Genomic DNA, 26328 nt, shown 5'->3' with positions numbered 1-26328 from the left:
GTTGCTTCGCTATAATGGTATTAATAGGTACTTTTATTAAAAAGGTGAACGTATTGAACGTAGCAGCGGCTTCGTTAGCCGGTATTGCTGTACACTGGTTAATTATGGATCTGCCCTGGTTATACGGCAACTTATACCCGCATACCTTAGCAGGTTATGGCCAGTCACTGTTCAATGCTATCCCGTTTGAGCAAAACATGGTTTTAGGCGATGTTGTATTCGGCGCCATACTATTTGGTGGCTTTGAATTAGCTAAAAGCAAATACACAGCTTTACAAACCAGGAAACAACTTGCTTTGTAATTTTTAATATAGATATTTTTAAAAGCGGTTTTGTTAAGGCAAAACCGCTTTTTTGTTGAAATGCGGGATGTAAAATATTTACGCCTCCTTATCTTGTTTTAAAGCATTTTATAATGAAAAAGGTAGTCATACTTACCGGAGCCGGAATAAGCGCTGAGAGCGGCCTAAAAACCTTCAGGGACAGCGATGGGCTGTGGGAGGGATATAACATTGAAGATGTTGCCACACCCGAAGCCTGGGAGCGCAATCCCGAACTGGTACAGGACTTTTATAACCAGCGCCGTAAATCGGTATTGGAAGCCGAACCTAACGCGGCCCATTATGCACTGGCCCGTTTGCAGGAAAAATACGATGTTACTATCATTACCCAAAATATCGACGATCTGCACGAGCGGGCCGGTTCAACCAATGTAGTGCATTTGCATGGGGTTATTACCCGGGCGCAATCAAGTATTAAAGCCGACCTTACTTACCCCATTAACGGTTGGGAAATAAAAATGGGAGAGACCTGCGAATTAGGGTCACAGCTGCGTGCGCATGTGGTTTGGTTTGGCGAGGCCGTGCCGATGATTGAAAAGGCTACGGCTATCTGCTCAGGGGCTGAGCTATTCATACTGGTAGGTACTTCGCTTGCAGTATACCCGGCAGCAGGGCTTATTAACTATGTGCCGCGCGATGTAACCAAATATATTGTAGACCCAAACATTCCAACTGTTGGCAATAGCCGCATTGTAGAAATGCCTTTTAAAGCCACAATAGGTGTACCTATGCTTGTTGATGAACTGATGGCTTAAATATCTCTTCAAATCACTAACTCACTAATTCAACTATTCACCAATTAACATGATCCCTTGTATTTTCAACTGGAGCGGCGGCAAGGATAGCGCGCTGGCTTTGTACCATAGCTTAAAAAATCCCGAACTGGATATCCGTTACCTGGTCACCACAATAAATGATGCCGCCGACCGGATATCTATGCATGGTGTGCGTACCGAATTATTGATACAACAGGCAGAAAGTATTGGTATACCGCTTTACCAGATCCGCCTGCCCGAGATGCCCGGCATGGCAGAATACGATGAAGTGATGGGCAAGCATTTAGCCCGTTTTAAAAGCGAGGGCATTACCCATTCCATTTTTGGCGACATCTTTTTAGAGGATCTGAAAACCTACCGCGATACTCGTTTGGCAGAGATAGGGATGACCGGAATTTACCCACTTTGGAAACGTGATACGCATGAGCTGATAAACGAATTTTTGTCACTTGGATTTGGCACTGTTATAGCCTGCGTTCAGGAACGTTTAGAAGAAATTGTTGGGAAGGAGATAGACCAAAACCTGATAAATAATTTACCAGCCGATGTGGATGTTTGCGGCGAAAACGGCGAGTTCCACACCTTCGCTTTTAAAGGCCCGGTCTTTAAAAAACAGATCGGATACAAAACAGGAGAGAAGGTTTTTAAAGAATATAAAACGCCTGAAAATATCGATGATTCCTGCATTTCTGATAATTCAAAAAAACGCTCCGGATTTTGGTTTTGCGACCTTTTACCGGCTTAACTTCCCATTTATTTGGCAATTTAGCCCGCCAAATTAAAATTTTGTCAAACACATAACCTATTTGTTTGCCAATGTATTATGAAATTAATTTAAATTGATTATTTATTTAACTGAAAATAAATCGTCAATACTGTCGTTTTTTAGCCTATTTTGCCAAATATAATTTTGTATCGAATATTTTGTGTATTTAATTAGCTATTATACAATGAGTTATGGTTAGTAATTATACCTGTAGTAAGTGTCTTTGAAATCCTTGAGCATATCAGTAAACCGGGCCGATACTGTTTTCAAAAAGTCTTCATCAAGCAATTCAAAAACACTGTTAACGCCATCGGTCAGGTCTATTTCGGGTAGTTTATAAGTTTGCTCTAAAGCACCTTTTTCTATTTTGATAATGAACTTAGAGTTCATATTTAAAATGGATATTTTAAATTCCGGATGGGGGAGTTCTGCAATAATTCTCATGTTGTAAATTCTATTTTATAAATCCCTTTAAAGGGTCTTTTCCATACAATGTCCCGGTGCTTTCAATGATCCTGAAACGGGCGAAAAGTTCTTCGCTGTACCAACCTTCGCTGCGTGTTTTTTTAATCACTTCGGCATGTTGTTTACTGCCATAGGCAAAGGCTTTCATATGCTCCATGCTTTCCCAAACAGAGAAAGTGGCCTGCCGGTAAACCGGCGCTTCGCCAACACCAATTGAGGTAATGTATCCCGGTGCACCGGCCATTAAATTTGCCACCTCATCAACATGCGACCAAAAGTTTTTCAGCCTGCTTATTTTTATAGTAGCGCGGGTAAGTACTCCAACCGGGCCGGTATCAATTGCTCTGTTTGGGTTGCCAAAAGGTTCTTTTCCATCCCACTTGCCATGGCTTTGCATGGGCTGGCATAACACCGTCCAGCTTTCATTGCCAAATAATTCCCACCATTTAGCTACAAACGATCTTTCGGCAAAGCGTTCATAATCATCACGGTCGTCCCAAACGGCTAATAATCCCCATTGCTGCCAATCGGGCTGCAGGTCAAATGTACCGTTACGGCCGCTTCCCAATAGTTTCCAGAAAGTACAGCCACCCTGCATCATCATAGGCAGGCGGTGCACAGCCATGGCCAGCAGGGCAAAAGGCACAAACGCCTTGCGGTAACGCACTATGGTGAGACTAACGATCAATTATCTACCTGGTTAAATTTAAAACCTACCTGCCCATCATTATTTTTGCCTAATAGGTTTGACCTTAATTGATCCAACTCATTTTCATTAATGATGTTTCTATCATATAGCCAACTCAAATTACCAGCCAATTGTTCCGTCGAAACATACGGGTCATGTTTGGCATATCTCCAAAGTAAAAATGTTTTTTGTTCCTTTTTGAGTAAATCAAGAAAATCAGAAACCTCTTTTTCATTCGGTGAATTTTGATATAATGCGATGATTCGTCTATCTGTAAGGGAGAGATTTATCAACTTTTCATAAGTAAAGTATGTGATACTTAACAATACGCACATCAATATAAAATAAAACCACATGTCAGAAACCTATGAAGCATCTTTTTCCTGTTTGAAATGAGAGATAGTTGTGATAACAAGTCCTATCAAGCAAAGTAGACCAGGAATAAAAGCATACATATTAATTGATTGTTTACGCGTTGTTTTTGTAGTTACTTCTTCGAATGTAAATTCATCTTCCACGTAGTTAAACCATTTTTTAATGGATACTTTTAGAGATTTGTCTGTGATTTCAAATATTTTGGTTGTAAACAGTTTTCTTTGCTTAAGTATTGCAGACATTGCGGTAATTTTGTTTCAAATATAAAAGAATAAAAATTCCATGGCGGAGGATCTAAAAATAGCAACATCAGCGAATAAGGAAGAGCAATATCAATCATTAATCCCTCAAATTGAGGCTTTGCTATATGGAGAACCTGATCTGATAGCTAACCTGGCTAACATTTGCGCGGCGCTAAAAGAGCAATTCAAATGGTTTTGGGTAGGCTTTTATCTTGTGAAAGATAACGAACTGGTTTTAGCCCCCTTTCAGGGGCCTGTTGCCTGTACACGTATTGCTAAAGGTAGGGGCGTTTGCGGCTCAGCCTGGCAGCAGGCAGAAACATTGATCGTTCCTGATGTGGAAGAATTTCCCGGCCATATCGCTTGCAGCTCGTTATCCCGCTCGGAGATAGTGCTGCCATTATTTCATAATAATGAAGTAGTAGGCGTACTGGATGTAGATAGCTCAGAACTGAACGAGTTTGACGAAACGGATGCCAGGTATCTCACACAGATCATAAAGCTGATCAATTTTTAATGAGCAAAGTTTATTTGATCTCCGGTTTGGGAGCAGACGCAAGGCTTTTTAAAAATATTATTTTACCTGTTGGATACGAAGTTGTACTGGTTGACTGGCTGATACCTAATTCAATAGATACTTTAACTACTTATGCTCAAAGCATTATAAATAAATATAATATACAGGAAAAATCAATTGTAATTGGTGTTTCTTTAGGCGGGATGATCTCGGTTGAAATTGCTAAGAAAGTAAAGCTGGAGAAAGTGATCCTGGTATCGAGCATTAAAACCGATAGCGAAGCACCCTGGTATTTCAAGTTCTTCCGCAGCTTACCGGTTTATAAGGCCATACCGGGCAAATTAATGACCCATGTAGGTTTCCTGATAAAACCTATGTTTGGTAAAATGAACCCGGATGATCTAAGGCTTTTTAAAAGCATGCTGAGCAATTCGTCGCCTATATTTTTAAAATGGGCCTTGCGGGCAGCACTATACTGGAAAAACAGTGTGGTATTTCCAAACCTTTACCACATCATTGGAGATAATGACCTGGTATTTCCATATAAAAACATAAAAAACCCAACGGCAATTATCAAAGGCGGCACCCATATTATGGTGTTTGATAAAGCCGGCGAGATCAATAAATCACTGGCGAGTATCCTGTAGCAATAATGAAATTACCTGAAGCATATTATCATAACCCGGATGTTGTCGCCTTAAGTCGCGACCTTATTGGCAAGTACCTTTTTACCTCAATTAATGGTGAAACTACTGGTGGTTATATTGTTGAAACAGAAGCTTATGCAGGTGTAATTGATAGGGCTTCACATGCGTTTGGCGGAAGGCTGACGCCCCGTACCCAAACCATACATATGCAGGGTGGGGTAACATACGTTTACCTGTGTTATGGCATTCATGAAATGTTCAATATTGTAACATCTGTTGAAGGCCAGCCACATGCTATTTTGGTAAGGGCCATACAACCAACCGATGGTTTGGATATTATGATGCATCGCCGTAATATGGAAGCTGTTAAGCCCAACATCACCAAAGGCCCCGGCTCTGTGGCCAAAGCATTAGGGATCTCCCGTAAAATAAATGCGCTTAGCTTGCAAAGTGATACCATTTGGATAGAAGACTGCGGACTAACCTTTCCTGATGCTGAAGTTGCAGCAGGGCCGCGAATAGGAGTTGATTATGCAGGCGAGGATGCTTTGCTGCCATATCGCTTTTATGTTAAAGGAAATATTTATGTGAGCAAGCCCAACAAATGATCGGGTTGCTGGTTTAAATAGTATATTAACTAACTAATACTGCTATGAACGACTGGTCAAAAACAGAATCATTAAAATTTTTACAGGACAAAGTCAAAGAAGTAAAAACAGCCATGCTCACTACTTATAGCTCCGAAAAGGGGTTTAACAGCAGGCCAATGGGCACAGCAGATATCGACGACGAGGGTAATATTTGGTTTTTCACTAATGAGTATTCACCCAAAATAAGCGAGATCTCCGTAGAAAATACCGTATCCCTTACCTATTCAGATGTTGCCAATCACACTTACTTAAGTATAGTTGCAGAAGCATCAGTTGTTGATGATAAAGCAAAAATGAAGGAATTATGGAGCCCTTTTATCCAGGCATTTTTTCCTGAAGGATTGAATGATCCAAAACTAACGTTGCTAAAGGTTCAGCCTACCGATGCCGAATACTGGGATAGCAACAGTAGTAGTATGGTGGTATTATTCAATTTATTTAAGGCTGTAGTAAATGGCAAACACTACGACGAAGGTAAGCATGGTAAAATTGCCCTTTAGGGCATAATTAACCACTGTACAAAGAATTTCCACAAGAGGCTGTCTCATAAGTAAAAAGCAATCTGGTAAGAAGAAGAAAATTTGGTGTCAATCTCCCTTTGTCGTGTGCTTAATTTATTACCACAGAGAACACAAAGAGAGAGAAATACACAAAGATCACAGAGATTAATATTAATGATAATTAGAAATGCTTTGTGGTCTTTGTGCAAATCTTAGCGCCCTTTGTGGTTAATAAAGTAAGCCGTAAGAAATCTCTTTTTTGTAATATTGGCTAATGAATTATCAGAACACCTTAGAATTTGCAATTAAGCAGGATGAGCAGGATCCTTTAAGAAGTTTCCGTGATGAGTTTTTGATACCTAAGCATAATGGTAAGGACGCCATTTATCTTTGTGGTAACTCATTGGGCCTGCAACCCAGGTCAGCTAAAAACTATATACAAGACCAATTAAACGCCTGGGAGACTAATGCGGTAGAGGGTTGGTTTCAGGGCAATGACCCATGGTTAAGTTATCACAAAAAGCTTATCGGGCCCTTATCTGAAATATTAGGAGCCAGTCCTGCTGAAGTAACGGTAATGAATTCACTTACAGTAAACCTTCATTTGTTAATGGTAAGTTTCTATAAACCAGCAAACAAACGATTTAAAATACTGATGGAAGCTGGTGCTTTTCCGTCAGACCAGTATGCTGTTGAAAGCCAGGTTAGGTTTCATGGTTTTGATCCTAAAGATGCGGTTATTGAGGTATCGCCACGTGAAGGTGAAACCACTTTACGCACCACAGATATTATTAAACAGATAGAAGATAATGCCGGTGAGCTGGCTTTAGTATTGTTCAGCGGAATAAATTATTATACCGGTCAGTTCTTTGACCTCGAAGCCATTGCCGCTGCGGCGCATAAAGCTGGCGCGTATGCCGGTTTTGATCTGGCGCATGCCGCTGGTAACGTTCCGGTAAAACTGCACGCCTGGGGCGCTGATTTCGCGTGCTGGTGCTCCTATAAATATATGAACTCCGGTCCGGGAGGCATAAGTGGTGTTTTTGTGCATGAAAAGCATTTTACTGATACCACTTTAAACCGGTTTGCCGGCTGGTGGGGTTACCGCCATGATAAGCGCTTTTTAATGGCGCCGGGTTTTCAACCCGAGAATGGGGCCGGGGGCTGGAATGTTAGCACCAGCCCTATAATGCTCATGGCACTGCATAAAGCTTCGCTTGATATTTTTGAAAAAGCGGGCGGCTTGCAGCCTTTGCGTGCTAAAAGTGAATTACTAACCGGCTACCTGGAATACCTGATAGGTGAAGTAAACAGAACAAGTGGCGAAGATGTATACAAGATCATCACACCAACAGACCCTGCCGCCCGCGGCTGCCAGTTATCGGTGGTTTGTAAAAGAAATGCTAAAGCCATATTTAACTATCTTGCAGATAATGGCGTTATTGGCGACTGGCGCGAGCCAGATGTGATCAGATTAAGTCCGGTGCCGCTTTACAACACTTTCAGCGATGTTTATAAAGCAACAGAACAGTTAACAAAAGCTTTAACAGCCGTAAATTAATGTTATGATCTATTACAATCCTAAGTTGTGGTTCTCGTTTATTTTCAAAATAAATAAGGCTGATACCTTACGCAAGCTTTTTCCATTGATATTATCGGTGGCTGTTTATGCTGGTATCGTTACTTTTATACTGCTTGATGTTTGGCATGTGCCCGAAACCAGCATCCTTAAAAAGGTCATATTTGTTCATCAAACCATTGGCTTTGTATTCTCGTTATTGCTTGCCTTCCGTATAAATTCCGCGTATGACCGCTGGTGGGAAGGGCGCAAAATGTGGGGCAGCCTTACCAATAGTAGCCGCAATCTGGCTATTAAATTAAAACATTTGGTTGATGACGAATCAATCGCTTTTTTCAACTACGCCATACCGCTTTACGCAAGGGCTTTAAAGAATTTCCTGCGCGGCATTTATAAAATAGAAGAACAAAACTTCATCACCATAGACCCGGGTAAACACGTACCTAACCAGGTAGCATCAGCCATAATCAAAGAAGTTTACCGGTTAAATAAAGCGGGACAGATAAACCCGGAGCAACTGATTAGCATAACTGCCGAAATTACTTCGTTTACAGACATTTGCGGCGCTTGCGAACGGATCAAAAATACGCCCATACCATTCTCTTACAGTGTTTTTATTAAGAAGTTTATATTTACTTATATCGTTACCCTGCCATTTACGTGGGCGTTTGAACTGAAGTATTTTATAATGCCTATAATAGGGTTTATACTGTTTGTGTTTGCCAGTATAGAGTTAATAGCCGAAGAAATTGAAGACCCCTTTGGTTCTGACGCCAATGACCTGCCGCTTGATAATATATGTGCAAATATTGAAAAGCACGTTGATGAGATATTTGCCTGAAAAAACATGCTAAAGATCGCTTACGACCCTATATATGCGCACCCGTTGCCTGCCGGGCATCGTTTCCCTATGCTGAAGTATGAACTGATCCCGGCACAATTATTACATGAAGGGGTAATATCTGCAGAAAACATCTTTTCACCAGATCCGGTAGATGAAGAAATTATCCTGCTCACTCATGATGCAGCTTACTGGCAGCAGTTACGAGACCTTACATTGCCTCTCAAAGAACAACGCCGCATTGGCTTCCCCTTATCGGCACAGCTAATTGAGCGGGAAACAAGAATAGCCAAAGGTACGATTGATGGCTGCCACTATGCTTTTGAATATGGAATAGCGTTTAACGTAGCCGGTGGAACCCACCATGCCGGCACCAATTGGGGCGAAGGTTTTTGCTTGCTGAATGATCAGGCAATAGCTGCTAATTATTTGTTATATAAAGAATTATCCAAATCTATCTTAATAATTGATTTAGATGTACACCAGGGAAACGGCACCGCGCAGATCTTTGAGAATGAGGGCCGGGTGTTCACTTTCTCCATGCATGGCGATAAGAATTTTCCTTTTAGAAAGGAGCGGTCAGATCTGGATGTACCTTTACCAGACGGAATTGAAGATGGAGCTTATTTAAAGCTGCTTAAAGACACCCTCCCTGATTTGATAGATAAGCATCAGCCCGATTTTATATTTTATTTAGCCGGGGCGGATATACTGGCATCAGATAAACTAGGGAAGCTTGCCCTAACTAAAGAGGGCTGCAAGGAACGCGATCGGTTTGTTCTGGAACAATGCAGGCTGAGGCAAATACCCGTACAGGTTAGCATGGGTGGCGGTTATTCGCCGGATATTAGAGATATTGTTGATGCACATTGCAATACTTATCGCATTGCGAATGATCTTTACTTTTAAACCATCTGTTGCGGCATTGCATTTTGATGCCTTTTGCTAATTACCTGAAAGCGCAGGAACAACATTACAGAAGCCGACATTAAGCCGCAGACCAGGCCGTACCAAACACCCATAACTCCAAGATCAAGGTGGATACCCAATAGATACCCAATAGGCAAACCAATGATCCAATAGGATATAAAGGTTATCAGTGTAGGCACATTCACGTCGCCCATGCCACGTAACACGCCTAAGCCTACAACCTGCGTACCATCAAACAACTGGAAAAAAGCCGCAACTATAAGTAACTGTTCTGCAATGTTTATCACGTTCTTATCTGATGTATATATCCACGGTAATAAATGATTGCATAAGGTAAATATCACAGCGGTGACGCACATAAATACAATCACAATATGGTAATTAGATATAGCCGAAAGCCGCAGCTGCCTGTGGCTGCCCGAGCCAAAATAGTTACCCGACTTGACGGCTGCTGCTGCAGATACGCCGCTGGCCATCATATAAGTCATGGCAGCTAAACTAATAGCCACCTGATGGGCCGCTTGTTCTACCATGCCAATAGTACCAATAATAATTGCAGCACCGCCGAAAGCGCTCACCTCGAAAGTATATTGCATGGCAACCGGGGCGCCTATCTTTAAGATCTGTAATCCGCGGATGCGGTCAATATTCCTAAATGCAAAATCCTTCAAATATTTTTTAAAATGAGGAGAGCGGAAAACAAAGGCAGCCATAACAGCAGCCATCAGCACACGATCAATTAGGGTACTGTAACCTACACCACGGATCCCCATTGGCTGTATACCAAACATGCCCTTTACAAAAATGATCCCGATGATGATATTTAAAACGTTACCCCAAATAGTTATTTGCATGGCTTGCTTAGTAAAGCCCAATCCTTCGGCAAATTGTTTAAACGTGTTAAATATAAGCAGGGGGATGAGGGACAAGCTTAATAAAAAAAGAAATGGCTTGGCCTCTTCAACCACCAGGGGCGACTGGTGAAGTTTATCAATGAAAAATATCACCCCGAAATAAACCAAACTAAACAGGACAATCCCGGAGATTACGTTCAGGAATAAGCTATTTGACAGTAATTTACCACATTCCGAATAATTTTTGCGGCCATTGTGCTGTGCAATAAGCGGTGTAATACCATAGCTTATACCCATACCTATAACCATGGGCACTAAAAATATACTGCTTACCAGTGATACTGCGGCCAAAGCCGTGGTACCTGCAAAATGACCTATAATAACCGTATCAGATATTTGCACAAGCGTATGGCCCAGTTGTGATATTACAACTGGTATGGCCAGCTTTAAACTGTCATGATAGTAAGGCTTATATTTTAGGTAAGTGGCTTTCATTATTGCAAGGGCTGCAAAAGTAATGAATACCTTATTAAACTGGGATGAAATGCCTGTTAAATCAGGACGCTGTGTAAAATTCTTCTTTTTCGGTGGTATGTATCCGGATAACACCGGTAAGCACCAGGCTTACCAAAATACGTTGTGCTCGCCTGCGGCCTATGTTTAATAATTCGCAAAATTGCTTTACGTTGATCCGTTCAGATTTATCTAAATGCTCCAATAAAGCTTTTTCCTTTGATGAATATTCAATTAATACGCCGTTGTTACTGGCAGATTGCTTAAGCACGTCAACCACTATTTTACTTGCCAGTACGCTTTTATCTTTCACCCTTATGTAAACCCACCATTTGCCATCTTCGGCTAAAGCGTAATGAGGTTTATCCGGGCTTTCGGGGATATCTACCACCAATACCAGTTTGTCATCATAATAAACCTCTTCAAAAGTGGGTTCAAGGGCCGGGCGGGTAAAAAAGTGGGCCGCTTTAGTGATCATGTAGCGTTCTTCGTCTTCAGATTTTACACCTTTTATAGTACCGTCATCCAACACACCAATAAGCAGCCTGCCGCCAACGTTGTTAGCGAACGAAACCATTGTTTTCGCGATCTTCTCACAACTGGTTATGGTTTTTTTAAAATCAAGTGATACACCTTCGCCTTCTAAAATCTGTCTTCTTAAGTTCATTAATCAATCTCCTTTAATCTTTTAGATAAGGCGTATAAATTTGCATCCATCTTTCGGGGTTAGTTATTTGTGTAAACCCAAACTGGCTGTATAAACCTTGCGCATCCAGCGTCGCTAATGACCACCGGCGTAGACCCTGTAACTCCGAAAATGCCAAAATAGTTTGAACCAACCATTTTGATAGGCCAATTCCTCTGTAGGCATGCAATATAAACACATCACATATATAGGCAAAAGTTGCTTTATCTGTCACAATCCGGGCAAAACCGGCCTGCTCGCCATTTTTATATATCCCAAAACATAAAGAGTTTTCTATTGCTGTCTTCAGTTTTTCACGTGGCATCTCTTTTGCCCAGTAAGAGTCATTCGCCAAATAATTATATACTATATCAAAATTCAGCATGGCATTATCCGTTGAGATCAGGAATCCTTTTTTCAGGAAGGTAGCATCGTTCATAAATACAGGCATCGGTTTATATCAGGGCTTTAACAAAATCAAGGTCGCGCACATATACTTCAATTAGTAATGATACACATATCTCGTCATTCTTATTATAAATATCAACAGGAAAGCATCCTTCATACTTCCCTGCAATAGTTAACGTTTCTAATACCCGTTCAATATCGGTATCAGTTAGTTTTATTTCAAAAAAAAGGTCGGTTAAACCTGGTTTAACAAAATCAATTTTAGATGATTTAGACCATATTTTTAAATGTTTTTTACCATTTAAGTTTAGTGTTTGGTTAAACAGGATGGGGAAGAAGGGGTCGGCAGCGGCAAAGATCGTACCTCCGAATATGGAGCCGTTATAATTTTTGTTAAGCAGGCTTTTGTTGATCTTTACTTTTACACCCTTAAAACCCTTACTGAATTCCTTAACCCAGATCCGCTGGAAAAAAAGGGGAGGGTAGAGGCGCATTAGCCATTTCAAGGTATTCTCAGACACTGCCATCATCGTTAAATATCAGAAAAATATTGATTATTTTTTTATGGTGATATGAATTTTGTTGATGTGTCATTATTGTGATATTGAAACATCTTTTGCAACAAACTTTGCAATACTTTTCATCTCGACAAAACAAGTTGTACCATATGTCGTTATAAGTGTAATTAATATATTGAATATCAACATTAAACTAATATCTATGAAAAAGCACATTTTAGGCTTCGCCTTAGTCGCGACAATTATCGGTTCAATATCAATGGGTTGTGGTTCAGAAAAAGCAGCAGGTGGCAGTGGTTCAGACAGTACAAAAACTGATACTACTGCAGTAACAGCACCAGCAACCACACCAACAACACCTACCGATACAGCGAAAAAAGATACAACCACAAGAGATACCAGTAAAAAAGTACCTCAATAAGTTATTTTTATCTTCATAAAAAGCGGCTGTATCAATGATACAGCCGCTTTTTTGTATCCAAAATTTAGAAAGCGGTTTTAATTACACCGCCATCGACCCTTAAAGTTGCACCATTTGTAGCTGATGAAAGCGGGCTGGCTATATAAGTTACCATGCTGGCTACCTCATCCGGAGTAATAAAACGTTTAAGTAATGAGGTGGGGCGGATGCTTGTGAAAAATTCCTTTTCCATTTCTTCATCGGTTATTCCCTGATCCCGGGCAACTGCTTTAATGAATTCACCGGCGCCTTCAGATGCTGTGGGCCCGGGTAAAACAGTGTTAACTGTAACATCAGTACCGGCGGTGAGTTCCGCTAACCCACGTGCAACTGCGATCTGGGCTGTTTTTGTCATCCCGTAATGTATCATTTCTGAAGGTATCTGCATGGCAGATTCGCTTGATATAAATATAATGCGGCCCCATTTTTTGGCCAGCATTTTCTCAAAGTAAACCCTTGATAAGCGTACACCGCTTAACACGTTCACTTCAAAAAATTTAAACCATTCGTCGTCGGTGATATTTTTAAATTCTTTTGGGTCAAAAATCCCTACGTTGTTAATTAAGATATCAACCCCGGGTAATTTGCTTAACAGATCATCAATTTGTTTTCTGTCGGCAAAATCTGCAGCAATGCCTTTAATATTTTGATTGCCCGTATCTGCAATTATTTTTTCGACAGCCTCATCAACTCTTTTTTGTCCACGGCCGTTTATATAAACTGTTGCGCCTTCAAATGCCAATGCTTTTGCAATGGCATAGCCAATACCGGCTGTTGAACCGGTGATCAATGCTGTTTTATCTTTAAGTTTTAAATCCATTGTGATTATTAAATTGTTGCGTAAAACAAGTTATAAAAATCATCTCATATAAAAACAGACAATGCATAAAGATGGAATATCATTGACAATTAATGATATTTTTAAAAATCTTGCCTCGTGTCACGTGATCTGTTGAACCCATTGACTTCGCCAGGCCGGCGCATCGAAGGGATCTGCAAAATACTGTGTTTCGTGCACAACCTTACCGTTGCGGAACTCCATAATACTCACTGTGTATGCTGGTTGCCCCTGGTAGGTGATTGTGTATTCCGTAATCCAGAGATCACTTTTTCCGAGAATTCGCCTGATATTGAAGCCTGAGGGCTTGCCTGGATGGTGACTCCGTAAGGCCTGCAAATTACTACGTCCGAGGATCCGCTCACCTGACTGGGGATAATCACAGATGACAGCGTCATCGTAAATATCATGTTCAGCGTTTGCATCGCCGGCTGCCGACGCATGCCAGTGCGCATCAAGGGCTTCAAGTATTTGTTCTTCTTCCATGGGCTGCTCAAGTTATTTGATTTTCCCGTTCATTGCCAGCACCGCCTGGGGCGATAACGGGAAAAAGTTGTTAAATATTTCTGCTGTGCGGCCTACGTGTATCTCAAATTCGTCGTTCTGCATGGCGGTAAGCAGGTCTTCGGCCACTTGTTTTGGAGGGATACCGTTGGCGGCACCACCAATTAAAGCCGAGAACTCGGTATCTACCAGTGGTGGCATCAGCTCGAATACTTTTACCGGGGTGTTTTCCATCATGATGCGCAAACTATTGGTGTACGAGTGTAGTGCGGCTTTGCTGGCGCCATAAGTAGGCAGGGTATCGGCCCTTGCAGCAAATGCCACTATGGATGATACATTAACAATGGCTGCTTCGGACTGTTGTTTAAGCAGGGGCAACAGTAATTCGTTCAGGCGGATAATAGACAAGTAATTGGTTAGGATTTCTTCGCTGGCTTTATCGAAGGCATTAATGCCGGGGACCGTCATGTCGTAATAGTTGGCGCTGCCCGCGTTGTTGATCACTACGTTAAGCCCGGGGAAATCTTTGTTTAGCTGCGCTACTAAATTTTTTACATCTTCGGCGTTGTTTACGTCGCTTACTATGGCACTGGTGTTTTTTAGTTTGGAGATGGCTTGCGCCATTCTTTCCTGGTTACGACCGGTGATGATAACCTTGTTGTCGTTTTCTGAAAAGAGCTTTGCCATTTCGAATCCGATGCCGGCACTGCCGCCGGTGATGAGGATAGTGTTATTTGCTGTCTTCATTTGTTTATGTCTTATTATGTGATTGAGTTGGATTAAGTTGATTAGGGCAGAAATTAATAACTTGATCAACCTGAATATTGTTTTCATGGAGGAATTTTAAAGTCCGGTATATCTTTGATAAATTGCAGATGAGGGACGAAAAAACGATTAACAGTTATTCAGGTTTTCTCAATATAAAGGCTTTATTAATTGTGTCAATAGAAACATTAAATCTTCACTTTAATGAATATTTCCCACTCAACGCTAAAGAACGGGATGAATTGGATGTGTGTTTTACGCAACGTAGCATAAAACGGAGGCAGTTTATCTTGCAGCAGGGTGAGGTTTGTAAATATTTTACATTCGTAATTTCCGGTTGCCTGAGAATGTATGCCATTGATAAAAATGGGAAAGAACATAACATTCAATTCATTGCGGAGAATGATTGGGCGATGGATTTAAGCAGTTTCTACTCTGAAAAGGCAAGTCAGCTATCAATAGAAGCCGTGGAACCTACGACCTTTTTACAAATTAAGCATGATGATGTTTTACATCTTTATACTGATTATCATAAGTTCGACCATAATTTCCGGGTGATTATCGAGCAAAAATATATCGAATCGCAAAATAGGGTGCTTCAGAACATAAGCTCGTCAGCAGAAGAACGCTACGAATATTTTCTCAAACAGTACCCCAACCTTGCCAATCGATTGCCACTTGCTCAAATTGCTTCCTATTTAGGAATTACACCAGAATTTCTAAGCGCCATCCGCAAAAGCATTGTTACCAAGGGGTAATCATAAATTATCTTGAGGGTATTTCTTAAGATATCTTATGTGTTCGTTTGTTCCAAAGAGGCGACCTTTGCTTCAAAATTTATACGATTATGAAAGCAGCGGTTATAAAAAATGCAGGCGGCCCGGAAAATATTTTAATTGAAGACAGGGCCATTCCAACATCAAAGGAGGGTTGGGTTTTGATTAAAGTTAGAGCGTTTGGCCTGAACCGCTCAGAGTTAATGACCCGCAAAGGCTTATCGCCTGGTGTTCTGTTTCCGCGCATATTGGGAATTGAGTGCGTGGGTGAAGTGGAAAGCGATCCATCAGGTGAATTTACGACAGGGCAAAAGGTAGCCGCTTTTATGGGAGGTATGGGCAGGGATTTTGATGGCAGCTATGCAGAATATACGCTCTTGCCCAAACCTTTACTCATTCCCTTTGAAAGTGAATTATCCTGGAAACAATTAGGTGCCATGCCCGAGATGTTTCAAACTGTGTATGGTTCACTTCATTTGGCCTTAAAAATCCAGGCTGGCGAGACAATACTGATCAGGGGAGGCACGTCATCTATTGGCATGTTGGCAATTCAACTGGCCAAAAACAGCGGGCTTAGCGTAATTGCCACAACGCGAAACCCGGAGAAAACGGAAATGTTACTAAAAAATGGCGCAGATCGGGTTATTATCGAAGACGGCTACATTATGCAAAAAGTTAAGACTCACGTTCCTGATGGTGTAAATAAAGTACTGGAACTGGTTGGCACGGCCACTCTGAAAGATTCATGTGCGTGTGCAGCACCAGGTGGTATTGTTTGTATGACCGGCATGCTTGCAGAACAATGGTCAATCCAAGATTTTGCTCCGATGGAATACATACCTGCTACTGTTAGTCTAACCGTGTATGATAGCGGTCAAATCCGGGTGGATAAGGTGCTTTTTCAGCAGTTTATCAGGGACGTTGAAGCTGAGTTAATAAATATTAGCATTGGCCGTTCGTTTAAACTCGATGAAATTGCAGCAGCACATTCGCTTATGGATAGTAATAATAGTGGCGGAAAAATAGTTATTTTATTAAATTCTGAGAATACTGATTTTTGATTATCACAAAAACATAATATTGCTATTATGAGATTTACCAAATTAGTTCCAAACGTGTTTTACACAGACATTAAAGATGCCCTGAAATTGTTTGTTAATTGTCTTGAATTTACCATAGAGCATGATGAATTAGGAGGAAACAAACCATTTTGTGTGATTGAAAAAGATGGTCTTCGTATTAATCTCTTTGAAGATAGAAAGTTAGCAGAAGAACACAATCCTGAGTTTAGGTTAGTAACCGACGATATCGCTGCGGTTTATAAAAAGATAGAATCTACTTATCCTGAGTTTCTTCATCCCAATTTAAATAAAATTACACTTCGGCCATGGGGCGCTAAAGAATTCGCCTTAATGGACAAACAACTTGGGTTGATCATTCAACAATGGTAAAGCTTACGCCGGATTTTGCCTCACAATTCTCATAGATTATTTATTCTCATAATTAACATTATGTTAAGTAGATATTTCAAAGTAAAGCCCCCATTTTGCAATGAGGGCTTAATAATAAGTTGTTTATTTAAGTTCTGCTAATTGCTTGTTGATTTTAGCAATGTTAACTGCATCTTGCTTTCCTTTGTAATAAGTAAGCAAATTGTTTAATGCATCTGCCGATTTTGGATTTAGTTCTACCGCTTTAAGCAAATATGGTTTAGCAATCTCAAACTGAGCTTTTGCTTTTACCATTGCTGCATCATATTCTTTTTGTTTTGAAGCAGGCAATTTACCGGCAGCATTATATATATCAATTGCAGGACTGATAACTACATAACCCATGCTCATGTTTGCCTCAAAGTAGTTTGGATCTAACTCTATGGCTTTTTTGTACATTTCACCGGCTTTAACAAAATCTTCGGTCTTTTTTGTTAATAAAGCACTTTTTGCAGCTACACTCTTTTCTTTTGAAGCTTTTTCTCCTTCTGCATCACCGTTTATCATATAAACCAAGCCAGCAGAATAATAAAGCTCTTTGTTTTTTGGGTTAGCAGCAATAGCAGCTAATGTTCTGTCAAGCAATTCTTTTGATTTGCCCAACTGTAAGCTCATTGCAATTTCATTTCTTCTCAGATCTGAGTTTGCAGGGAATTTGGCCAAACCTTCGGTAACTGTTTTTAAAGCGCTTGCTGTGTCTTTATTCAGCAGGTAAATAGACGACAGATCGCCATAAATACGCTCAACACCTGAATATTTGGTGGTTACCAGTTTGGTGTAGTTAGCAGCGGCAACTGCATAATTTTTTGCATTTAAAGCTGCAAGGCCGGTATAGTAAATACCTGTAGTATCCTCCGGTGCAGACTGGCGGTAATAATCAAAAGATTTATACGCGTCCTCAAATTTACCGGTTTGGTATTCTTTAACGCCCTTGTTTAATTGATAATTTGCCAAAGTTACATAAGCATTATCCGTTAGCTTTTTAAATTCGCCTTTAGTATCAGTTTCTTTTGCTTTCTTTAACGCTTCATTAGCTGTATTAAATAAAGGTAATGATGTTGTTTGCACTGTATCACTAACTGCAAATGATGCATAAATAGCACTTTTTAAAGCATAAGTTTGAGGCAAGGCAGCAGTTTTTTCGTTGGCAGCAGCTTTATCAATTGATGTTTTTGCAGAATTTAAACTTGGCATGGCCAATGCTGGTTGTGCCTGTTTAAATGCTTCATACTTGTCAAAATTGCTTTGGGCATTGCTCAACTCTCCTTTTTGCGCAAAAGTAGCTGCAGAAATAAAGCCTAATAGACCCGTCATCAAAAATTTAATTTTCATTAGTATTTGTTTTTAGTGTGGTGATGTTGTCATCAGCAATAATATACTGACGCTGATTTTATCGTTTAATTGGTTAACTGTTCTAATTTATTATTAACTCTGTTAAGCTGGTTTTGGTTACCGGTTTTGGTATAGGCTAATTGTAATAACTCAAGGCATTTTTTATCGCCGGGTGCCATTTCATTTGCTTTCTCCAACCATAAAATGGCGCTTGTAATGTTTTTATCGTTGTTATTACTTTTAAAAGTGCTTTTCTTAAAATACAATAACCCTAAATTAAATACCGGCTCATAAGCCGACCCGTTAAGTTCAATTGTACGCAGGTATAAAGACTCAGCCTTATCGTATTGATTTAAATGATCATAACAATTTGCCGCTACAAATGTAACCTCAGCATTGTTACTATTATTATCAATCAGCTCTCCCAGTAAAGGTTCTAACGATTTATAGTCCTTTTTGTTATTATAAATATTTGCTTCATCCTGCAATAGTTGCTTATCCGCAGGCAGCAGTTTCCTGCCTTTTTTTATAACCTGTAATGCTTTTGCAGTATCGCCCATTGATTTATATACAGCTGTAGCAGCCTCCAGGTACTCAATTTTTGTACTATCGGTTTTAATTAAATTGTTATAGTATTTTGCAGCATCCTGCAGGTTACCCTGTTTATTGCTGGCAAAAGCGATGTAAGAATTAATTGGTTTATAATCTGGCGCGTATTTTTTTGCTTGCTGAAATGAAGCTGCAGCTTTAGCAAAATCGCCATTCCTGGTAAAAAGGAAGCCCTTGCGGATATAAGTATTGGTAAGGCAACGCTTTGAATAATCTAATTCTGCCTGGTACTTGTATGCCTTTTGTTTGGCCGACATCTTATCAAACAAAGCCGCCGTTTGGTCAAGGAAACCCTCGGGCTGGTTAAGCTTGTTTAATGAGTCGGTATACAGTATGCTTGAATTAACAATAAGCCTGTATACATTTTTCTCAATATCTGATGAATCAGACCGGGTGACGATCAGGCTATCAGCAGATTTTTTTGCATTAGCTAAAAATTTTAGATCGTTCTTTTGCTTGTAAAAAGCAAGGTTGTTTACCACAACCTTAAGTGCTTCTGTTTGTGCAAAAGCAAAAGATGTAGTAAACAACACTAAAACTAATAACCCTATTTTACGGCTATGCTTCATTCGTTATTCTTCTGTTATATCGTCCTCATCAGCAGGTTTCTCCCTTGCTCCATCAGTATCAATTTCAGTATCCGGATGGATAGGTAATACCGTATCAGTACCGGCTTCGATGTCAGCATCTGTAGCTTCTGCAATAGCTTTATCTTCAGTAGCTTCTGCAACAATCGCTTCATCTAATTCCTCTTCTTCATCATGCTCAATTTTAGCGACAGATGCAATTTCGTCATTACCTTTAAGTGTAATAAGTCTTACACCTTGTGTTGCACGGCCCATGGTACGCAGCTCGCTTATCGCTATACGGATGATGATACCCGATTTATTGATGATCATCAGATCCTCTTTATCAGTAACACCTTTTATGGCAACAAGTTTTCCTGTTTTATCAGTAACGTTAAGTGTTTTTACACCTTTCCCGCCACGGTTGGTAACCCTGTAGTCGTCAATATCGGTACGTTTACCATAACCTTTTTCTGATACAACAAGTACGGTAGTTTCTTTATCATCAATACTGATCATACCTACTACCTCGTCGTTATCGCTATCAAGGCTAATACCCCTCACTCCTGTTGCTGTACGGCCCATTGGTCTTACAGTTGATTCGTTAAAGCGTATTGCACGGCCAGATTGCAGTGCCATCACTATTTCGCTGCTGCCTGTGGTTAAGGTAGCTTCTAATAATGAGTCCCCATCGTTAATGTTAATAGCATTGATACCATTAGCACGCGGGCGGGAATATGCCTCTAAAGATGTTTTTTTGATAACACCTTTACGGGTACACATAATAATAAAGTTGTTCTCCAGGTATTCTTTATCCTTAAGCGATTTAAGCTTGATGTAAGCTTTAATGTTTTCTTCTTTAGGGATATTGATGATGTTTTGGATAGCACGGCCTTTAGAGGTACGTGTACCTTCAGGAATTTCAAACACCCTTAACCAGAAACATTGGCCGGACTCTGTGAAGAACAACATGTAGTTGTGGTTTGATGCGATCAGCAAATGCTCAATAAAATCGGCATCGCGGCTGTTACTGCCTAAAGATCCTTTACCACCCCTGCCCTGCCTGCGATATTCTGTAAGTGATGTACGTTTAATATAACCCTCACGAGAGATAGTTATAACTACATCTTCATCCTCAATAAAGTCTTCGGTTTGCATTTCTGCAGATGAATGCACCATTTCTGTTTTGCGCTCATCACCGTATTTTTCCCTTATTTCTATCAATTCGTCTTTGATGATCTGCATACGCAAACCTTCATCATTCAGGATAGATTTTAAGTATTCAATTTGTTTCATTAAAGCATCGTACTCATCGCGGATCTTATCACGCTCAAGGCCGGTTAAGCGCCTTAAGGTCATATCCAAAATAGCACGTGCCTGGATATCGCTTAAACCAAACTGGGTCATTAAGCCTTCGCGGGCTTCGTCCGGAGTGCCTGATGCGCGTATTAATTTGATAACTTCATCAAGGTGATCAAGTGCAATTAATAAACCTTCTAAAATATGGGCGCGTTTTTCAGCTTCGGCCAGTTCAAACTTAGTACGGCGGATAACTACCTCATGCCTGTGCTCAACAAAATGATGGATCAGGTCCCTCAGGTTAAGCAGCATTGGCCTGCCATGCACCAGTGCAATATTATTTACACTAAATGATGTTTGCAGCGCTGTATATTTATATAGGTTGTTTAATACGATAGCTGCATTAGCTTCGCGTTTTATTTCATAAACAACACGGATACCTTCGCGGTTAGATTCATCACGGATGGCAGAGATACCTTCCAGTTTTTTATCATTTACCAGTTCGGCAGTACGCTCTATCATAAGCGCCTTGTTTACCTGGTAAGGTACTTCGGTTACAATAATGCGTTCACGGTCATTGTTATATGATTCAATCTCGGCCCTTGAACGTATTACAATACGGCCACGGCCTGTTTCCAATGCTTCGCGCGGGCCTTCGTACCCGTAAATGATACCGCCTGTAGGGAAATCGGGACCTTTTACGTAGTTCATTAGCTCTGAAACCTCTATCTGGCGGTTATCAATTAAAGCTAACGTGGCATTTATGATCTCGGTAAGGTTATGCGGTGCCATATTAGTGGCCATACCTACTGCTATACCTGATGCACCGTTTACCAGCAAGTTAGGGAATTTGGCAGGTAATACGGTTGGCTCTTCTAAAGAGTCGTCAAAGTTAAGCTGGAAATCAATGGTGTCCTTGTTGATATCGGCCAGCATCTCTTCGGCAATCTTTTGCAGCTTTGCCTCAGTATAACGCATTGCCGCAGGTTCGTCACCGTCAATTGATCCGTAGTTACCTTGTCCTTCAACAAACGGGTAGCGCAGGCTCCAGTCTTGTGCCATACGTACCATGGCGTCATAAACTGATTTATCGCCGTGCGGGTGATACTTACCCAGTACCTCACCTACTATACGTGCCGATTTTTTGTATGATTTGTTATTATATAAGCCCAAATCAAGCATGCCGTATAATACACGCCTGTGAACGGGTTTTAAACCGTCGCGTACATCGGGCAGTGCCCTTGATACGATAACTGACATTGAATAATCAATGTAAGCTGCCCGCATCTCTTCATCAATATTTATCGAAATTATTCTGTCTTCCTGGTGATTATTATCGTTTCCTGTTTCTTCAGCCATTTTTTTCTTTGTGGAAAATCTTATCTGTTATCGCGTGTAAAAATTGTTTTTTAAACGGTTTGCGAAGTTATGAATTTATATGGTTTTATGCTGCTATTTTTGCTAACATTTATGCTTGTTTTAAACGATTTGTAACGTAAAAATGCCATGAATACGTATTATAAGCTATATGCGCTTATTTTACCCTTTTCCAATACTCCTGTACTGCAGCACCGTTTGGGAGCGTACCGCTTAAAGTAAGCGTGTCATTTTTAATTTGGTAAATGTATTTTATGGTGATGCCAATAACCTTTGATGGCTGCCTGCTGTAGGTTTGGGTTTCAAGGCAGGTATCCTGCTTTAAAGCATAGTCGCCTTTTTCATAAAGAGCAGGTTTTTCTCCGGCTTCAATGAAAAAGGCATCGTAATGCGCATCATCATATTGCCTGTGCAATTTATAATCATTTGAGGCAGATTGCTTTTTGCCATTGTAGATGTCGCCTGCATATTCCCAAACACCTTTAAGTGATGGTTTGGCGTTGAAAGAGCATAGTGCAGTTATTATTAAAAACGCAGTTAGTATCTTCTTCATGTAGTTAAACCCAGTTAATGCCTTTTTTTAATAAGGATAAGGTTTTTTCTTCTTCGCTGCCGGGTTTTGGGTGGTAATTATACACCCATTTAGCTGTGGGCGGCAAACTCATTAATATAGATTCGATGCGGCCATTGGTTTCTAAACCAAATTTGGTGCCTGCATCATATACCAGGTTAAACTCGGTATAACGGCTGCGGCGCTGGTATTGCCACTGCTGCTGTTCGTCTGTATATTCTTTATCGCGGCTGCGCTTAACCAATTCGGTATAGATAGGTATGAATGAACGGCCAATGGCTTTTGAGAATTCAAATATATCACTCCATGACATTTCATCATTGGCGGTTAAACGATCATAAAATATGCCCCCTATCCCGCGGGTTTCTTCCCTGTGTTTGATAAAAAAGTAATCATCGGCCCAAATTTTAAACCGGTGATAAAAATCATGATAATAACTGTCACAAACTGATTTTAAACTGCTGTGAAAGAACTTCGCATCGTCTTCAACCACATAATGAGGTGTAAGGTCTATCCCACCGCCAAACCAGCGTACCGGGGAGTTACCATTATCAAACGACGAAGGCATTTCAAAGTACCTGATATTCATGTGGATGATAGGTACCAGCGGATGATTAGGGTGGATCACGATTGAGATGCCGGTGGCGAAAAAATCGTCCTGCTCAACATTCAGGGCTTTTTTCATGGTATGTGGTAAGTTGCCATGAACGGCAGAAAAGTTTACCCCGCCTTTTTCAAATATATTTCCGTTTTGTATAATGCGGGTACGGCCACCACCACCGCCTTCACGTTCCCATAGCTCCTCTTCAAAAACGCCTTTGCCATCGGTTATTTCCAGCGCGGCGCATATTTCATCCTGTATCTCTTTGTAATCTGCAGCTATTTGTTCCTTGCTAATCATTACTAATTGTTGAATTAGTGATTTAGTGAATTAGTGAATTGGTGATTAATAAACAGCAAAACTAAACAATTTATTGAATTGAGATTTTCAAAAAATTAAAGCAATCAATTCTTACAATGGCTAATTAGCTAATTCAAAATTAACTTATCCCCGCTTCTTCTTCTATATAATCCAAATCTTTACCAAAAGTTTCTTTTAACTGACTTAATGAGAATAAAGAAATTATAGTAAGGATGATCATCATGATGTAACCACTCCTGATCATGCCGTAATGCATAACAAACGCGTTAAATGCAATGTTTATTGGTATTAATGATCCGCGTACAAAGTTTGGTACCGTTGTAGTTACCGTTGCACGTATGTTGGTGCCAAATTGCTCAGCAGCTATGGTTACAAATGTTGCCCAATAACCAACAGAACAGCCCATAAAGAAACAGATCCACACAAAACGATCATGTGTAATGCCTGTTGAGCCTAAGTAGATAAATGAAGTTACTACTGATATGGTAAGGAATACAGCCATAGTCAGCTTTCTCGATTTGGTGATTTGAGCCAGTAACCCGGCCACAATATCACCGATGGATATTCCTATATAGGTATAAAGCACGCCTTCGCCGGCGCTAAGCGGGGTTTGTGCGCCCAGGGCCTTGCCAAACTCAGGAGACAGGGTAACCAGCACCCCTACCACATACCAAAGTGGTGCACCTATTAAAATGCAATACAGGTATTTTTTTAATCTTTTGGCATTGGTGAACAGCATAAAGAAGTTACCTTTTGATACATTGCTATCCTTTACATTTTTAAACATGCCAGATTCAAACGTACCTACACGCAATAACAGCAATACAATACCCAGCACCCCACCTACTTTGTAAGCAGTTTGCCAGCCATATTTGGCGGCTTCATAAGCGGCAGCTGCACCAAATAAACCAATTACGGCAACTATCATAGTGCCGTAACCCCGTTTTTCTTTACTCAGGCTTTCGGCAACCAGTGTGATACCGGCACCCAGTTCGCCGGCAAGGCCTATACCTGCAATAAAACGTATTATAGCATAGGTGTTAACATCGGTTACGTAAGCATTAGCAAAATTGGCTACTGAATATAATAATATTGACCCAAATAATACTTTGATACGGCCCAGTTTATCACCAATAATACCCCAAACAATACCGCCCAGCAGCAAGCCAAACATTTGAACGTTAATAATGAATTGCCCTTTAGAAAGCATATCAGCATCGGCTACGCCAATATCATGCAAACTTGCTTTGCGTACAATGGAGAATACTAAAAGGTCATATATATCTACAAAATAGCCCAGTGAAGCCACAAGGACCAGGAAAACTACATTCCTGGAGATTTTTGCCGAATTGTTATCCGTCATGATAAGTAAATTTGCGGGCTAAAGTAAATAAAGCAGGTAATCTCACCTAATTTTTTCTCATAAAAAAACCCCTGTAAAACAGAGGTCATTTATGTGTTTAAGCACAGTAATTAAACTTTTTTAACGTTTACCGCCTGTAATCCTTTTCTGCCTTCTTCAACATCATATTCAACGTTGTCATTATCTTTAATAGCATTTACGCCACCTTGTACATCTTTGAAATGAACAAAAAGATCTTTACCATCATCGGTAACAATAAATCCATAACCTTTTTGTGTGTTAAACCATTTTACTTTTCCAGTTTTCATAATATTATTATAATCGTATTAAAAAATTTTGTTAAGATCAGTAGGTAATTCAACTGAGTATAAAAAGGTTTAATAATCAATATGGAATGTACAACTATCTGTTCAAATATATAAAATTATTAATAATCAAATAAAATTATTTATTTAGAATCAATAAAGCAAAAAAATACTTTTTAAACAAAAAAGTCACCAGTATAAACGGGTGACTTAATATATTAAGCGAGGGGTATTAACTGATTATTTTACTTGTTGAAAGAAGTAAACGTTGGCAGTAGGTGTTACCCTTACTAAAAACTCATCATTATCTTTTTTAAGATCAACAAAGTATACAGTTGTGTTGTCATCAGCATCTAATTTGATTACTTCTTTAGCAAGATATCCTTCGTATTTACGACCGATCTCAGCTTTTGCTTTTGCAGGTAATGCTTTGAACTGTACATTCTGAGTTACACCCATGTATTCGCCTTGCAAGTTATAAAATGCAGACATTTTTACATTATCAAGTGTGAAAGTAGCTTTCTGAAAATTAGCGTTAACTTTCCAGGTTACATTTTCTGCTCTTACAAATTCAGTGTTGAATTTATTAATTACAGTGAATGATACACCTTCAGTACCATCTTCGGTTTTTATCACCCTGTTAGCAGCAAATACATTGGCGGTAAACAGAGCAGCGATTGCGATTGTTACAAATATCCTTTTCATGGTTGTTTTTAATTTTAATTTACATAACAAATGTACGCTTGTGTTATGAATAATTAAAATATTTTTGAACTTTTATGAATATTTGATAATATAAGCCACTTAAAAATAATTTTATTAAAAAATGAGCGGATACTTAGTGTATTTTTTACAA

Annotated in this window: 33 protein-coding genes; 14 read left to right on the top strand and 19 right to left on the bottom strand. The window is 40.0% G+C overall.

Translation table 11 applies throughout. The features are described from left to right. From WC743_RS24615 to WC743_RS24605, 3 genes are all read left to right on the top strand, one after another. On the top strand, positions 1-302 hold a 302-nt coding region (locus tag WC743_RS24615; protein ID WP_373016208.1), incomplete at its 5' end, for a DUF6580 family putative transport protein. A gap of 113 nt (positions 303-415) precedes the next feature. Then, complete coding sequence (locus tag WC743_RS24610; RefSeq protein WP_373016207.1) at positions 416-1096, top strand: NAD-dependent deacetylase; 681 nt, start codon at positions 416-418, stop codon at positions 1094-1096. A 49-nt stretch (positions 1097-1145) separates the two neighbouring features. Next, a complete protein-coding gene (locus WC743_RS24605; RefSeq protein ID WP_373016206.1) occupies positions 1146-1862 on the top strand; it encodes a diphthine--ammonia ligase in 717 nt (238 codons plus the stop codon). A 216-nt stretch (positions 1863-2078) separates the two neighbouring features. On the opposite strand, the gene WC743_RS24600 is transcribed toward WC743_RS24605, so the two are convergent. From WC743_RS24600 to WC743_RS24585, 4 genes are all read right to left on the bottom strand, one after another. Further along, positions 2079-2327: a hypothetical protein gene (locus WC743_RS24600; RefSeq protein WP_373016205.1), complete on the bottom strand. Its 249-nt coding sequence runs from the start codon at positions 2325-2327 to the stop codon at positions 2079-2081. Between the two features lie 10 nt (positions 2328-2337). Then, positions 2338-3036, bottom strand: a complete 699-nt coding sequence (locus tag WC743_RS24595) for a DUF3291 domain-containing protein (RefSeq protein ID WP_373016204.1) — start codon at positions 3034-3036, stop codon at positions 2338-2340. Next, a complete protein-coding gene (locus WC743_RS24590; RefSeq protein WP_373016203.1) occupies positions 3033-3329 on the bottom strand; it encodes a hypothetical protein in 297 nt (98 codons plus the stop codon). Before WC743_RS24590 ends, WC743_RS24595 begins: the two co-directional genes overlap by 4 nt. Before the next feature lie 72 nt (positions 3330-3401). Next, on the bottom strand, positions 3402-3653 hold the full coding sequence (locus tag WC743_RS24585) for a hypothetical protein (protein WP_373016202.1): 252 nt from the start codon (positions 3651-3653) through the stop codon (positions 3402-3404). A gap of 40 nt (positions 3654-3693) precedes the next feature. Here WC743_RS24585 and WC743_RS24580 point away from each other — a divergent pair, with 40 nt between their 5' ends. The 7 genes from WC743_RS24580 (at position 3694) to WC743_RS24550 (ending at position 9296) form a co-directional block, all read left to right on the top strand. Next, on the top strand, positions 3694-4170 hold the full coding sequence (locus tag WC743_RS24580) for a GAF domain-containing protein (RefSeq protein WP_373016201.1): 477 nt from the start codon (positions 3694-3696) through the stop codon (positions 4168-4170). Beyond that, positions 4170-4817: a hypothetical protein gene (locus WC743_RS24575; protein ID WP_373016200.1), complete on the top strand. Its 648-nt coding sequence runs from the start codon at positions 4170-4172 to the stop codon at positions 4815-4817. The genes WC743_RS24580 and WC743_RS24575 overlap by 1 nt, the downstream gene beginning before the upstream one ends. Positions 4818-4822: 5 nt before the next feature. Further along, complete coding sequence (locus tag WC743_RS24570; protein ID WP_373016199.1) at positions 4823-5425, top strand: DNA-3-methyladenine glycosylase; 603 nt, start codon at positions 4823-4825, stop codon at positions 5423-5425. A 44-nt stretch (positions 5426-5469) separates the two neighbouring features. Further along, positions 5470-5967 carry a pyridoxamine 5'-phosphate oxidase family protein gene (locus WC743_RS24565; RefSeq protein ID WP_373016198.1) on the top strand — a complete coding sequence of 166 codons (498 nt, stop codon included), beginning with the start codon at positions 5470-5472 and terminating at the stop codon, positions 5965-5967. Between the two features lie 274 nt (positions 5968-6241). Further along, positions 6242-7528, top strand: a complete 1287-nt coding sequence (kynU, locus tag WC743_RS24560; RefSeq protein ID WP_373016197.1) for a kynureninase — start codon at positions 6242-6244, stop codon at positions 7526-7528. A gap of 4 nt (positions 7529-7532) precedes the next feature. Then, positions 7533-8387 carry a bestrophin family protein gene (locus WC743_RS24555; protein WP_373016196.1) on the top strand — a complete coding sequence of 285 codons (855 nt, stop codon included), beginning with the start codon at positions 7533-7535 and terminating at the stop codon, positions 8385-8387. A gap of 6 nt (positions 8388-8393) precedes the next feature. Next, the gene (locus tag WC743_RS24550; protein WP_373016195.1) at positions 8394-9296 is read left to right on the top strand and encodes a histone deacetylase; all 903 of its coding nucleotides are present in this window, start codon (positions 8394-8396) and stop codon (positions 9294-9296) included. Here WC743_RS24550 and WC743_RS24545 read toward each other — a convergent pair. The 4 genes from WC743_RS24545 to WC743_RS24530 form a co-directional block, all read right to left on the bottom strand. After that, positions 9293-10666, bottom strand: a complete 1374-nt coding sequence (locus WC743_RS24545; RefSeq protein WP_373016194.1) for an MATE family efflux transporter — start codon at positions 10664-10666, stop codon at positions 9293-9295. The two genes, WC743_RS24550 and WC743_RS24545, sit on opposite strands and share 4 nt — an antisense overlap. A 61-nt stretch (positions 10667-10727) precedes the next feature. After that, positions 10728-11351, bottom strand: coding sequence for a helix-turn-helix domain-containing protein (locus WC743_RS24540; RefSeq protein WP_373016193.1), 624 nt, complete (start codon positions 11349-11351; stop codon positions 10728-10730). 13 nt (positions 11352-11364) lie between these two features. Further along, a complete protein-coding gene (locus tag WC743_RS24535) occupies positions 11365-11820 on the bottom strand; it encodes a GNAT family N-acetyltransferase (protein WP_373016192.1) in 456 nt (151 codons plus the stop codon). 4 nt (positions 11821-11824) lie between these two features. Further along, positions 11825-12307, bottom strand: a complete 483-nt coding sequence (locus WC743_RS24530) for a DUF4442 domain-containing protein (protein ID WP_373016191.1) — start codon at positions 12305-12307, stop codon at positions 11825-11827. A gap of 190 nt (positions 12308-12497) precedes the next feature. On the opposite strand from WC743_RS24530, the gene WC743_RS24525 reads away from it, so the two are divergent. Continuing rightward, positions 12498-12716, top strand: a complete 219-nt coding sequence (locus WC743_RS24525; RefSeq protein ID WP_373016190.1) for a hypothetical protein — start codon at positions 12498-12500, stop codon at positions 12714-12716. A gap of 64 nt (positions 12717-12780) precedes the next feature. Here the strand turns inward: WC743_RS24525 and WC743_RS24520 are convergent, their stop codons facing one another. The 3 genes from WC743_RS24520 to WC743_RS24510 all read right to left on the bottom strand — a co-directional run bounded on the left by WC743_RS24520 (position 12781) and on the right by WC743_RS24510 (position 14844). Beyond that, positions 12781-13575 (bottom strand): SDR family NAD(P)-dependent oxidoreductase, encoded by a 795-nt coding sequence (locus tag WC743_RS24520; protein WP_373016189.1) that lies wholly within the window; start codon positions 13573-13575, stop codon positions 12781-12783. Between the two features lie 120 nt (positions 13576-13695). Next, positions 13696-14079, bottom strand: coding sequence for a hypothetical protein (locus WC743_RS24515; RefSeq protein WP_373016188.1), 384 nt, complete (start codon positions 14077-14079; stop codon positions 13696-13698). 12 nt (positions 14080-14091) lie between these two features. Next, a complete protein-coding gene (locus WC743_RS24510) occupies positions 14092-14844 on the bottom strand; it encodes an SDR family oxidoreductase (protein WP_373016187.1) in 753 nt (250 codons plus the stop codon). A gap of 128 nt (positions 14845-14972) precedes the next feature. Between WC743_RS24510 and WC743_RS24505 the strand changes: the two genes are divergently transcribed. The 3 genes from WC743_RS24505 to WC743_RS24495 all read left to right on the top strand — a co-directional run bounded on the left by WC743_RS24505 (position 14973) and on the right by WC743_RS24495 (position 17089). After that, positions 14973-15620: a Crp/Fnr family transcriptional regulator gene (locus WC743_RS24505; protein WP_373016186.1), complete on the top strand. Its 648-nt coding sequence runs from the start codon at positions 14973-14975 to the stop codon at positions 15618-15620. An 89-nt stretch (positions 15621-15709) separates the two neighbouring features. Further along, positions 15710-16699 (top strand): zinc-binding alcohol dehydrogenase family protein, encoded by a 990-nt coding sequence (locus tag WC743_RS24500; RefSeq protein ID WP_373016185.1) that lies wholly within the window; start codon positions 15710-15712, stop codon positions 16697-16699. Between the two features lie 27 nt (positions 16700-16726). Next, entirely contained in the window at positions 16727-17089 is a 363-nt protein-coding gene (locus tag WC743_RS24495) for a hypothetical protein (protein ID WP_373016184.1), read from the top strand. A gap of 123 nt (positions 17090-17212) precedes the next feature. On the opposite strand, the gene WC743_RS24490 is transcribed toward WC743_RS24495, so the two are convergent. From WC743_RS24490 to WC743_RS24455, 8 genes are all read right to left on the bottom strand, one after another. Continuing rightward, complete coding sequence (locus WC743_RS24490) at positions 17213-18460, bottom strand: tetratricopeptide repeat protein (RefSeq protein ID WP_373016183.1); 1248 nt, start codon at positions 18458-18460, stop codon at positions 17213-17215. 65 nt (positions 18461-18525) lie between these two features. Beyond that, positions 18526-19638, bottom strand: coding sequence for a tetratricopeptide repeat protein (locus WC743_RS24485; protein ID WP_373016182.1), 1113 nt, complete (start codon positions 19636-19638; stop codon positions 18526-18528). Between the two features lie 3 nt (positions 19639-19641). Continuing rightward, positions 19642-22293: a DNA gyrase subunit A gene (gyrA, locus tag WC743_RS24480; protein ID WP_373016181.1), complete on the bottom strand. Its 2652-nt coding sequence runs from the start codon at positions 22291-22293 to the stop codon at positions 19642-19644. A 175-nt stretch (positions 22294-22468) separates the two neighbouring features. After that, positions 22469-22864 (bottom strand): hypothetical protein, encoded by a 396-nt coding sequence (locus WC743_RS24475; RefSeq protein ID WP_373016180.1) that lies wholly within the window; start codon positions 22862-22864, stop codon positions 22469-22471. A gap of 4 nt (positions 22865-22868) precedes the next feature. Continuing rightward, positions 22869-23783, bottom strand: a complete 915-nt coding sequence (gene hemF, locus WC743_RS24470; RefSeq protein ID WP_373016179.1) for an oxygen-dependent coproporphyrinogen oxidase — start codon at positions 23781-23783, stop codon at positions 22869-22871. A gap of 139 nt (positions 23784-23922) precedes the next feature. Next, positions 23923-25167 (bottom strand): MFS transporter, encoded by a 1245-nt coding sequence (locus WC743_RS24465; protein ID WP_373016178.1) that lies wholly within the window; start codon positions 25165-25167, stop codon positions 23923-23925. Between the two features lie 110 nt (positions 25168-25277). Continuing rightward, the gene (locus tag WC743_RS24460; protein WP_348081289.1) at positions 25278-25475 is read right to left on the bottom strand and encodes a cold-shock protein; all 198 of its coding nucleotides are present in this window, start codon (positions 25473-25475) and stop codon (positions 25278-25280) included. A gap of 237 nt (positions 25476-25712) precedes the next feature. Beyond that, a complete protein-coding gene (locus WC743_RS24455; protein WP_373016177.1) occupies positions 25713-26177 on the bottom strand; it encodes a hypothetical protein in 465 nt (154 codons plus the stop codon). Positions 26178-26328: the final 151 nt, after the last annotated feature.

This window comes from Mucilaginibacter sp., from assembly GCF_041660805.1.
Lineage (GTDB): Bacteria > Bacteroidota > Bacteroidia > Sphingobacteriales > Sphingobacteriaceae > Mucilaginibacter.
The sequence above is the reverse complement of the archived record's forward strand: the minus strand, read 5'-3'. Positions and strand labels throughout refer to the sequence as shown.